Here is an 11,428-nt window from a genome sequence, read left to right on the forward strand (position 1 = left end):
CATCTAATCCAGCACAGCATTCGTAAATGATTTCCATAAAAAGGCACTCCTTTCCCATGATTTTAGGAAAGGAGTGCTTTATTTCATGTAAAATCAAATTTTTATACACATGCTCATTGGCAATATTTCAAGGTTCTCGAGAAATAAAGCAAGCCAGTTTGACAATCGGCATCACTTGCTTTTCCAAAATAATGGCGGCTTTTTTCCTTTCCCCTATAATTGTACTACAATCTTACCTTTCATTCTTCAGGGTGAATGAGTTTGCGAATTCATGTGTGTTTGACAAAGAGCCACTATTACAAACTAAAAAAGCAACCCGTCCCTAAAAAGGAAAAGGTTGCCACAGTCGCCTGTATGAACAAGCTTCTGAAGTGTATGCATTCCATGGTCAGGAATCATACAATGTACGCTTATGCGTATACGGCCTCTAACGACCAATAAGGGATTAACCTTATAGACTCATTGTAGCACAGACCAAGTAAAAAAATTTTCTTATTCCTTGGTTTATTTCGTATACCTTCATTTTCTTCTTCTGATTCTAGATCAAAAATAAATCATTTGATTTATAAATTTCTCTTGACTAATCGTAGGAAAAAGAGCGTAGAACAAAAGTACCATTTACTCTTGTTTCACGCTCTAAATACGTATAAAAGGCGGGATCAGAAGCAACTCCTTCGATAATAAGCTGGAATTCACAAAAATTTGAAAAGTAATTTTCGTGAATTCTTTCTTACTTCCCGGAGTTAACCTCTTCTGTTCCAGCCTATCAATCGTTCTAAAATTTCTGTTCATCAACATCATTTAGCAAAGTGCCGTTATTCTAAAATTTTTCCTAATGCAGATTGAACAAAGCACCCTACTTCATTACTTGGTTTGACTCTTGATGATATCCATTGCTTTTTGATAGTCAGGATTGATACTGCCGTCAAATTTTTCAGTCATAAATGTAAATCCTAAATTTTGATAGAGTCTAACTGCTGGATAACTCCATGTTTGCGTACTAAGAAAAACTGGACCGTAGTTAGCAATCTTTTGGAAGCATCGTAAGACTTCGATCGTTAAGCTTTTAGCAATCCCTTTTCCTTGGTGTTCTGGCTTGACAGCCAACCAATGAAAAACAGGGTAATTTTTACCATGACGCGTTTTCTCCCAAGCTGTACACGTAGCCACTCGTTCATTATTCTGATCAACAACAAAAAACATCCGCTTGTTTAACTCTTCTGGATACGGTGTAAATGTTTTTTCAAAATAATCCATTGCTTCTCCGACAGACTCGAATTCTCCAACTGCCGTTTCGATACATGCCCAATCTTGTTCAGCACCAGGGCGATACATTTCAAAGTGATAGTTTGTGTCTAATGTATAAGAGGGTAATGACAGATCAAGTGGACGAGACATCCAAATCTCAGCATAAGGTACTGATTTATCCAACATTTTTTCTTCCCTCCTTTTCTTCCCTCACTGTTTTTCGCCAATGATGCGAACTTCCGTCTCCAACGTGACATCAAATTTTTCTTTGATCACTTGCTGGATATGTCCAATCAATTCTGTATAGTCTGTTGCTGTGGCGTGATCGACATTTACGATAAAGCCCGCATGTTTTTCAGAAATCTGTGCGCCGCCCCATTTCAATCCTTGTAAGCCTGCTTCTTGGATCAATTGCCCGGTGAAATGCCCTACAGGTCGTTTAAACACACTACCACAAGAAGGATACTCCAAAGGTTGTTTGGATTCACGTAATTCGGTCAATTCATCCATTCGCCCTTTGATTTCTTCATATTCTCCAGGGGTTAATTGGAAGCGTGCTTCCAAAACAATAGCATTCATTTCTTGAAGTTTACTATGGCGATAAGAAAAGGCCATTTCTTCGTTTGTTAGCGTATGGATCGTTCCATCTTCAAATAAAAGATCCGCTTGAGCAAACACATCTTTGATTTCTCCCCCATAAGCGCCTGCATTCATATAGACAGCTCCGCCGACACTACCAGGAATGCCGCAAGCAAATTCAAAGCCAGTTAATGATTTTGCCAACGCTGCATAAGTGGTGTCAATCAATTTTGCCCCAGCTTCCGCACTGACCATCGTTCCTTCGACATTGACTTGATTCATTTCCGTCAACATGATGACTACACCCCGAATGCCTCCATCTTGAACGATTAAGTTACTAGCGTTTCCTAGTACTAACCAAGGCACATCATTTTCTCGGCAATAATCAATGAGTCTTTTGACTTCTTCTTTTGATTTTGGAAAAGCTAATACATCAACTGGCCCACCCGTTTTAGTAAATGTATAGTGCATCAATGGTTCATCAAGCAACAGATTCAACTCTGGTAATTTTTTTACGATATCTTCTTTATTCACTGAGGATTTTCCTTTCTGTATCAAACGTCCTCATTATTCTATCACGCTTAAAACATTCTTGCCAGTCTTCTCAAAGTTGATGGCGAGCATGTCGTGTCAGCATCTCCTCACATAATGCGTGACTTTGTTCAATCCCTACTTGTTTTAGGTTTGATTTATCAGGATTTTTTTGTTGGATTTCACTGAAAAACAATTGAACCATTGGCGCAAAGCCTCGTTTGTCTAGAGTCGTTGTCCAATCACCAAATGTTTCTAATTCAACCTTCTCAAGACGACGAACGACTAGATCCGTCAGATTACTTAATTCATAAGTAGCATCTTTACTTGTAACTTGATAAGTTTCAGTGTTTGCTCCACTTGCTAAATCCATCGTCAAAATAGCTGTTTGATTTGCGGTTTCGAGAGACATCGTTGCAAGTTCCATATACTCTTCTGTTTCTCGAATATGAGATTTCACAGATAAAATTGGTTCGTCTAATAGATAAACAGCTGTATCCACAAGATGTAAAAATAAATCATAGATCACAAACTGTGTCGTTTCTTTAGAACGGATGCGATTTTTTTGTAAATGGATCAAACGTTTATTAGAAACCGCTTTTAATTTTTCGACCATTGGTGCAAAACGACGATTGAAACCAACCATCAAGATAGCTTGATTTTGTTCAGCTAATTTTTGCAATGAGTGGACTTCTTCTAAATGAACACTTAATGGTTTATCAATAAATACGTGTATGCCATTTTCAAGACATTTCTTTGCTAATTCATAATGAACTTTCGTTGCCGCATGGATCATGCAAGCCTCGATTTTTTCGTCGATCAATTCATCAACTGTTTTGTATAGATGCTTAAATCCGTAAGTATCTTTCAACCTTTGCTTCGTTGCTTCATTTCTTGTAGCAAAATAAAAATCGATTGTTCCTTGTTTTTTTGCATAAGTAGGTAAATATGCTTTTTCGGCAATATTCCCTACACCAACTACTCCTATTTTCATTTTCTTGCCTCCATTATTTATCATTACTTTTATCTTACACTATTTTTAAGAAAAATGAGGTACAATATAATCGCATAGAAATAATAAAAGAAGGAGTGTTGTTTTTTTGAAATTTATTTCATGGAATGTCAATGGATTACGTGCCATTGTAAATAAAAACTTTTTAGAAACATTTGCTGAACTAGATGCTGATTTTTTCTGCTTACAAGAAACAAAATTACAAGCAGGTCAAATTGATCTAGACTTACCTGGTTATCATCAATATTGGAATTACGCAGAGAAAAAAGGCTATTCTGGAACAGCTATCTTTGCCAAGCAACCTGCTTTAAATGTATCTTATGGCATGGGGATAGAAGAACATGACCAAGAAGGACGTTTGATCACTTTAGAATATCCTGAATTTTTCCTAGTAACTTGCTATACTCCTAATTCGCAAAATGAATTAAAACGGTTAGATTATCGTTTACAATGGGAATCAGCTTTTTACCATTATTTGGAAGAACTAAAAAAACAAAAATCAGTCATTGTATGTGGTGACTTGAATGTTGCCCATGAAAATATAGACTTGAAAAATTGGAAAACTAATCAAAAAAGTGCTGGCTTTACAATTGAAGAGCGAGAAGCATTAACTCATCTATTATCAAGTGGCTTCATTGATACCTTCCGATACTTTTATCCAGAAAAAGAAGGCGTTTATTCTTGGTGGAGTTACCGCTTCAACGCTCGAAAAAACAACGCTGGTTGGCGTATTGACTACTTCTTGACAAGCGAAGATTTGAAACCACACTTAGTGGATGCAAAAATCCATACAACGATTATGGGTAGTGACCACTGTCCGGTGGAACTAGTATTAGACTAAATCATTCTTGCAAAAAAAATCTATAAGAGGTTAAGCTTGTTTCTTAGCCTCTTACCATTTGAAAAAACAAAAACATTTTAAGAAAAGATTGGTTATACTGTATTTCATTTACGAATTTCCTTTTACATATCTCTAGGTTTCTTTGTTTATTTTATAACGAATATATGTTAGTCTTTATTTTTTAAGGAGGTTTTTTGAATATGAATTTTATTGCAATGGACTTTGAGACAGCCAATCATCAACCTCACAGCGCCTGTTCTCTTGCATTAGTAAAAGTTGAAAATAGTCGAATCGTGGATGAATATTATACATTGATCCAACCAGAAACGCCTTTTTTCTGGCGAAATATCCAAATCCACGGTATCCATCCAGAAGATGTCCAACAAGCACCAAAGTTTCCAAAAGTTTGGCAAGACATCCAAAAGTATTTCCAAAAAAATCGCTTAGTTGTAGCTCACAATGCAGCCTTCGATACCAAAGTATTAGCCGGATGTTTAGATTACTATCATCTACCAAAACCTAACTATCTTTCTTTATGCACAGTCAAAACAAGTCGGCGCTTGTTTCCAGAGATGCCGAATCATCGCTTGAATACGGTTTGTGAAAATTTAAATATCACATTGAATAATCACCATGATGCACTAGAAGACAGTAGTGCTTGTGCGGAAATCTTGTTATATCAAGAAAAATACTTTGGGACTGATCCCTTGAAAAAATTAGTTACTGTGAAATAAAAAGAAGCCTAACAAATTTGCTAAAGAGGGGATTGATCTACAGTCCCCTCTTTCTTCTACTGTTCCACACTATAAATACGTATAAGCAGCGGAATCAGAAGCAACTCCTTCGAAAATAAGCTGAAGTCCACTAAAAATCGAAAAGCAATTTTCGTGAATTTCAGCTTATTTCTCGGAGTTAACCACTTCTATCCCAGCTTTTTTTCTTAATCGTTCAAACCAAAACATTGTGATCACAACGATGAGAACTGTGATTTCAAATTCGAAAAAATATGGGCGCCATTTTCTATTTTTCTCCCTTATACCACAGTGTAGAGTGCTTCTTTCATGACCGTGATAAACAGTCTTCCAACAGCTGATCCTCGACACTAAGCTAAAGTCACAAAAAATATGGAAAACTATTTTCTGCGATTTTTTCTTACTTCTCAGATCAAAACGCTGTTGTCACAACTTTGATAAACGGTATTCAAGAATCTACACTTTGGACATAAGTCAAAACAATAAAAAATGTGAAGAGCCATTTTCTATTGTTTGTCCTTATGCCTCAGTGCAAAACGCTTCTTTCATGACCTTTGATAAACGGTATTCAAGAGCCAGCTCTTTCGATATTAAGTCGAAACTTGAAAAAATATGTGGAGCTATTTTCTCAAATTCCGTCTTAATACTCAGAGCTAAGCGGCTTTTTCATGACCTTGTCTTATAATTCCATCTTCATTTTTATGGTGGATAAGAATTCTCCTGCGTTACTTTTAGCACCATAGGGATTAGTTGCTACGATTTGAAAGCCTACTTTATGGTAAAGATGGATTGCTCTTTGGTTTCGTTCTTGTACCTCTAGTACCAATGCAGATAGTACATCGTTTACTTTTGTCCACAAGATTACTTCTTCAAATAAAAGCGTGCCTAGGCCCATTCCCCAATACTTTTTCAAAATACTGATCCCAATTTCTCCGACTAAACTAGAAGGTTTATCTGCTGTGGCTTCAACGGATACTACCCCAATGATTTGTTGATCCAACACTGCCAAAAATAAGAGATCACTCATACTATTATTGATTGCTTGCAATTCAGTTGCTAAAGCATCTAAGGACAATTGTAAAGCTGCCTTATCTACTAAAATATAATCTGTTTCTTTTTTTGTTTGCTGCAACATCTCTAGCAAAGCTTGTGCATCTTGAGGACGAGCCTCCCTTAAGGTCAATTGAACTTCTTCAGTCATGGATTTTTTTCCAATTATCCATGATTCGTTGCTCAAAAGCTTGACTTTGTGAGCCGTATGCTTGGAATTTCACATAGCGTTTCTCAAAATCTGTATCATTTTTTTCAAGAATCAGTTCCAAATAATCTTCAGGCAAGGCTTCTTCCAACAAGTTTCCCCACTCGATAACGGATAATCCTTCTCCTTCAAAATATTCATCTAATCCTAAATCAGCTCCACTAGCCGCCACGCGGTAAATATCCATATGATATAACGGCAACCTACCTTCATATTCGCGAATGATTGTATACGTAGGGCTTTTAATCATTTGATCAATTCCTAATCCTTTAGCAATTCCTTTTGTTAATGTCGTTTTTCCTGCGCCTAAATCACCGGTTAACACAAGATTATTCCCGGGTTCCGCTGTTTTTCCAATGATCTGAGCCAACTCCTCAGTCATTTCGACATTTGCTAATTCAATCATGCTCATTTCTCCTCATTCTTTTTTGTCAGTATAACGTTTAACTGAAAAAAATTAAAGGGAAAACGAATGTTTATGATAGAAATGATTTAGATATCTCCATAGAAATGTGGATGCTGTATTTGTTTGTAATGTTGGTATGGTGCTTTGCAGTCGGGAGTATCTAAACCATTTACTCAAGACAAAAAAAAAGCCGGAGTATCTAGAAAATTGACCCAATTTTCAAATACCCCGACTTCATATTGCTCGCTAAATTCCACTCATTATTTGAGAGAATGATTAACGAATATAGCTTGAGTTTGGAACTAAGTGTTTCACTCCGAGAAATCAGAAGGGATTCACGAAATTTGTTTTTCAAACTTTTGCACTTTCCAGCATATTTTCAAAGGAGTTGCTTCTATTTTCGCCGTTTATACATATTTAGAGCGTGGAACAAAAGTAAATACCACTTTTGTCACACGCTCATTTCCTACGATTAGTCTAATAAAGTTTGTGCACCTGTAATGATCGCAAGTTTGTACACGTCTTCTTCATTTGCTCCACGAGACAGATCACTGACTGGTTTGTTCAATCCTTGCAAGATTGGTCCAATTGCTTCAAAGTTTCCAAAACGTTGCGCAATTTTGTAACCAATGTTTCCTGATTGTAATTCTGGGAAGATGAACACTGTTGCTTGTCCAGCTACTTTAGAATCTGGTGCTTTTAATTGGGCAACAGATGGCACGTAAGAAGCATCAAATTGTAATTCACCATCAAATGTATATTGTGGTGCAAGTTGTTGTGCAATTTTCGTTGCTTCTACGACTTTGTCAACTTCTGGTGCTTTAGCAGAACCTTTTGTTGAGAAACTCATTAATGCGATTTTAGGATCGATATCAAATAATTCCGCTGTTTTTGCTGATTCAACGGCAATCTCTGCTAATTCTTGTGCATTTGGATTCACATTGATGGCGCAATCTGAAAAGACGTATTTCTCTTGATCTCTTCCGCGGACCATGATCATTGCTCCACTTGTACGACTCACACCAGGTTTGGTTTTAATGATTTGTAATGCCGGACGCACTGTATCACCTGTTGAATGGATCGCACCGGAAACCATACCGTCTGCTATTCCCATATACGTAAGCATAGTACCAAAGTAATTGACATCTTTTAAAATTTCTTCTGCTTGTTCTTTTGTTGCTTTTCCTTTACGACGTTCAACAAACGCTTCCACCATTTCGTCCCATTGCGCATAGTCATTAGGATTGATGATCGTAAAATTCGAAGTTTGGATACCACGTGCATTGGCAGCGGCTTCAATCTCTTCTTTACTACCAATCAAAATCGGTTCAATCAGTTCTTCAGCTTTTAAACGTGCTGCAGCTCCTAAAATTCTTGCATCCGTTGCTTCCGGAAAAACAATTTTAATACCGCGACGTACAATTTTAAATCTTAAACTATCAAACAATTCCACAAGATGACCTCCAGATATTTTGTTAAGTATAATCATACACCAAACAGAAAAAAAAGAACAGTTTATTTTTTCTGTATTAGTCAACGATTTAATAAAAATGAACTTTTTCACATATTCGACCAAAACTGCACTATAACAGGAAAGCGCTGTATCATCAAACTGTTTTAGGTAATTCCCAATCAATCGGTTTTTCCCCTAAAGCTAACAATGCATCATTAGTTTTCGAAAATGGTTTTGACCCAAAAAAACCACGATGTGCTGATAATGGACTAGGATGGGCAGATGTTAGGATAATGTGGCGACTCTGATCGATCATTTTACTTTTCTCTTGAGCTGGCCGGCCCCATAAAATAAAGATGATTGGCTTTTCTCGCTCATTTAACTTTTCAATAATCTTGTCGGTCAATTGCTCCCAACCTTTTCCTCGATGAGAAAAAGCTTGTCCTTCTCGTACAGTCAAAACCGTATTTAACAATAGCACGCCTTGTTTTGCCCAAGATACAAGATTCCCATGAGATGCTGGAGCAATGCCTAAATCGGCTTCTAACTCTTTGTAGATGTTCACTAAAGATGGGGGCGTTTTCACCTTGGGTTGTACAGAAAATGATAAGCCATGTGCCTGATTTACACCATGATACGGATCCTGCCCTAGAATCACTACTTTGACCTTTTCATAAGGAGTGAGTTCTAAAGCTTCATAAATATGATACATATCAGGATGAATTTTTTCTGTTGTATATTCTTGTTTCAAGAACGTTCTCAAATGCTGATAGTATTCTTTTTCAAATTCATCAGCTAAAATATCTTGCCAACTATTATGGATGATTTCTTTCAAATCGTTCCACCTCCTATTTCTCAGAATACCTTACAAATTCTTTCCAAACAAGTCAAAAAGTTCCCTCACACTTCCCCTTGAGTATGTTAAACTAAAAGGGAGAAAAGGAAAGGAACGAGAATGACTATGATCAAATTAATCGCCTCTGATATGGATGGTACTTTATTAGATGCCCATATGAGTATTTCTTCCCAAAATAAAGAAGCCATCCAATTAGCAGAAGACATGGGTATTGAATTTATGGTAGCGACTGGACGTAATTATCAAGAAGCTCGAGCTGCATTAGATGAGGCAGCTATTGATTGTGCCATGATCACGTTAAATGGTGCGCAAGTGTTCGATAAATCAGGAAAGTCGCTTTTTACTGTTCCTATACCACATAGCCAAGTAATGACTGTCTTAGATATCTTGGATGCCAACAAAATTTACTATGAAGTAGCAACAAACCAAGGGTTATTTTCTGAAAGCCAAGCAAAAAGGATCGAAAGCTTCGCCTCTTCCATCGCTTCGCATCTGCCCCATTTGACTTATAAAATGGCAATTGCAATGGCTTCCGCCAACCTTGAATTATTGCATATCACTTATATTGACAGTATTCGTGACTTATTGAAAGATGAATCATTAGAAGTATTGAAAATAATTTGTTTCCATATGGAAGGCGCTCATATTTTGGGTCCTGTAGGAAAAGAAATCAGTGACTTGGGTGATCTGGCTGTTACATCATCTGGTCAAAACAACCTTGAAGTCAACCACAAAAATGCACAAAAAGGGATTGCCGTCGCTCATGTCGCTCATGAACGTGGGATTTCTTTAGATGAAGTCATGGCAATTGGTGATAACTTCAATGATGTCAGCATGCTTCAAACTGCTGGTGTCAGTTTTGCCATGGGAAATGCTGAAATCGAAGTCAAAGACTATGCCAAATATGTCACTGATATAAATCTTGAATCCGGCGTTGGAAAGGCAATTTTAAGAGCAATCAACGAAAATCTATAGAGGTTTGGAGAAGAGAGGGATCAATCATGTCAGAATTTTTCATTCAAAAAAAGCAATTGAGCCGGTCTACTCGGACGATCGTCAAGGATGAAACAGGTAAATCACTTTTCTTAATGGTCGGTCGTTGGGGAACAAAAGGTGATGCATTGTCTCTTTATGCAATGAATGGTGATTTGATTGCACATATCAAACAAATCAGTCTGACATTCGGTACACGCTTTGAACTTTATAAAGATTTCGAAAGAGTCGGAACGATGCAAAAAATTTTTAATTGGCCTGGTGATTTCTATTACGTACGGCGTTTGCATTGGACAGTCCAAGGTGATATTTATAACCATCAATATCAGATCCAGCATTTTAATGAACGTATCATGAAAATGGACAAAGCCTCTCTTTTTACAGGAGATTATTATGTATTGGATATCCCAAAAGAAGAACATGCGCCTATTTGTATTTGTATTGCAGCTGTTCTTGATTATTGGCTCTATCGAAAAAATAAAAATAGAGAAGCGCCTTTTTCGTACCGCTTCGATGTGAATTAAGTATAAAAATAATCGACCCTGTATTAGCTTTATAGCTGAGACATGGTCGATCATTTTTTATACTTATTTTTCACTTAAGATTATGTTACTAGCTCACTCTTTTGCTCTGACTATCTATCTCCTCACTTATTTTGTCACAAATCAAATTTTATTTCTTATTTGATTTAAATGCTTAGTTCAGAACTCTTTTATTGTTGTTTTTATTAACGATCCACTATCACTTTCCAACAACCCCCCCAATAAAAGTTTTTTTAAAAGAATTAAATAACAAACAATTTTATAAATCCAAGGCTTTTTACTTTGAAATTTGATTATTTAATTATAGAATAACAATAAACAGATAACTTAAAAATGATCTTTGACATCGTTTTCTTTCTTGCCGTTAAAGTATAGGAAGGAGTTTTAAAATGACAAAAACACAAGACCTATCCACTTTAATCCACGCTTCACTTCAAATTAGTGAGATCAATTTTAATAATATGCGAACAGAGATGCTAAAAACTACTGAAGGTCCCCTCATCCTGTTGAAATACAACAATGGAACACTAACTGAAGGTCCTTACTCTATGCTCGAAGCTCCCCCTTCTGATTCATTGATTGTTCAACGCGCTATAGTAGACATCCTAAACCAAATCGACTTAGAGAGCCTATGTATGAATTTAGAAAGTTCCGCTTCCCTCATTGACATTTCGTATAATGCATGTAACGGGATTTACGAAGGAGATGCCCATAAAAATTTATATAAACTTCGAGTCGATATTTACAATGCCGTTGCAGACTCTACTTCCTTAGCCAATCAGTTTAAAATCGCATCTAGTGCAGTCGTTGGAAATTTACTAAATGTGTATGAACAACTTTCATCAGTTGATCTATTAGATATTGATGATATGAAATATTATCTTAATCAAGTTAAAAAAGTAGCGAAAGGAATGTCTGGATCAGCTTTAAAGCTAGCAGAACGCTTTGAAGAACTAA

The 11,428-nt window shown here is 36.6% G+C and carries 12 protein-coding genes and 1 pseudogene; 6 read left to right on the forward strand and 7 right to left on the reverse strand.

The features are described from left to right. Positions 1 to 291: 291 nt before the first annotated feature. Positions 292 to 441, forward strand: a pseudogene (locus tag A5844_RS14660) (IS110 family RNA-guided transposase); the annotation flags it as partial. 423 nt (positions 442 to 864) lie between these two features. On the opposite strand, the gene A5844_RS09115 reads toward A5844_RS14660, so the two are convergent. The 3 genes from A5844_RS09115 to A5844_RS09125 all read right to left on the reverse strand — a co-directional run bounded on the left by A5844_RS09115 (position 865) and on the right by A5844_RS09125 (position 3,352). Then, positions 865 to 1,434, reverse strand: coding sequence for a GNAT family N-acetyltransferase (locus tag A5844_RS09115; RefSeq protein ID WP_086284874.1), 570 nt, complete (start codon positions 1,432 to 1,434; stop codon positions 865 to 867). 24 nt (positions 1,435 to 1,458) lie between these two features. After that, the gene (murB, locus tag A5844_RS09120) at positions 1,459 to 2,361 is read right to left on the reverse strand and encodes a UDP-N-acetylmuramate dehydrogenase (RefSeq protein WP_086284875.1); all 903 of its coding nucleotides are present in this window, start codon (positions 2,359 to 2,361) and stop codon (positions 1,459 to 1,461) included. A 70-nt stretch (positions 2,362 to 2,431) separates the two neighbouring features. Next, positions 2,432 to 3,352: a Gfo/Idh/MocA family protein gene (locus A5844_RS09125; RefSeq protein WP_086284876.1), complete on the reverse strand. Its 921-nt coding sequence runs from the start codon at positions 3,350 to 3,352 to the stop codon at positions 2,432 to 2,434. A gap of 106 nt (positions 3,353 to 3,458) precedes the next feature. Here A5844_RS09125 and A5844_RS09130 point away from each other — a divergent pair, with 106 nt between their 5' ends. Both A5844_RS09130 and A5844_RS09135 read left to right on the forward strand, forming a co-directional pair. Further along, complete coding sequence (locus tag A5844_RS09130) at positions 3,459 to 4,211, forward strand: exodeoxyribonuclease III (RefSeq protein WP_086284877.1); 753 nt, start codon at positions 3,459 to 3,461, stop codon at positions 4,209 to 4,211. 200 nt (positions 4,212 to 4,411) lie between these two features. Next, positions 4,412 to 4,945: a 3'-5' exonuclease gene (locus A5844_RS09135; RefSeq protein WP_086284878.1), complete on the forward strand. Its 534-nt coding sequence runs from the start codon at positions 4,412 to 4,414 to the stop codon at positions 4,943 to 4,945. A gap of 697 nt (positions 4,946 to 5,642) precedes the next feature. Here the strand turns inward: A5844_RS09135 and A5844_RS09140 are convergent. The 4 genes from A5844_RS09140 to A5844_RS09155 form a co-directional block, all read right to left on the reverse strand. Next, positions 5,643 to 6,164, reverse strand: a complete 522-nt coding sequence (locus A5844_RS09140; protein WP_086284879.1) for a GNAT family N-acetyltransferase — start codon at positions 6,162 to 6,164, stop codon at positions 5,643 to 5,645. After that, entirely contained in the window at positions 6,157 to 6,627 is a 471-nt protein-coding gene (gene tsaE / locus A5844_RS09145; RefSeq protein ID WP_086284880.1) for a tRNA (adenosine(37)-N6)-threonylcarbamoyltransferase complex ATPase subunit type 1 TsaE, read from the reverse strand. Before tsaE ends, A5844_RS09140 begins: the two co-directional genes overlap by 8 nt. 472 nt (positions 6,628 to 7,099) lie before the next feature. Beyond that, positions 7,100 to 8,080 carry a phosphate acetyltransferase gene (gene pta, locus A5844_RS09150; protein ID WP_086284881.1) on the reverse strand — a complete coding sequence of 327 codons (981 nt, stop codon included), beginning with the start codon at positions 8,078 to 8,080 and terminating at the stop codon, positions 7,100 to 7,102. Positions 8,081 to 8,234: 154 nt separating this feature from the next. Next, positions 8,235 to 8,915, reverse strand: a complete 681-nt coding sequence (locus A5844_RS09155) for a uracil-DNA glycosylase (RefSeq protein ID WP_086284882.1) — start codon at positions 8,913 to 8,915, stop codon at positions 8,235 to 8,237. A 126-nt stretch (positions 8,916 to 9,041) separates the two neighbouring features. On the opposite strand from A5844_RS09155, the gene A5844_RS09160 reads away from it, so the two are divergent. The 3 genes from A5844_RS09160 to A5844_RS14290 all read left to right on the forward strand — a co-directional run. After that, on the forward strand, positions 9,042 to 9,911 hold the full coding sequence (locus A5844_RS09160; protein ID WP_086285254.1) for a Cof-type HAD-IIB family hydrolase: 870 nt from the start codon (positions 9,042 to 9,044) through the stop codon (positions 9,909 to 9,911). A gap of 26 nt (positions 9,912 to 9,937) precedes the next feature. Further along, positions 9,938 to 10,453, forward strand: coding sequence for an LURP-one-related/scramblase family protein (locus A5844_RS09165; protein ID WP_086284883.1), 516 nt, complete (start codon positions 9,938 to 9,940; stop codon positions 10,451 to 10,453). A gap of 407 nt (positions 10,454 to 10,860) precedes the next feature. Beyond that, the coding region (locus tag A5844_RS14290) for a hypothetical protein (protein ID WP_179190579.1) at positions 10,861 to 11,428 on the forward strand (568 nt) is incomplete at its 3' end.

This window comes from Candidatus Enterococcus wittei (assembly GCF_002140175.1).
In the GTDB taxonomy this organism is placed as follows: domain Bacteria; phylum Bacillota; class Bacilli; order Lactobacillales; family Enterococcaceae; genus Enterococcus_B; species Enterococcus_B wittei.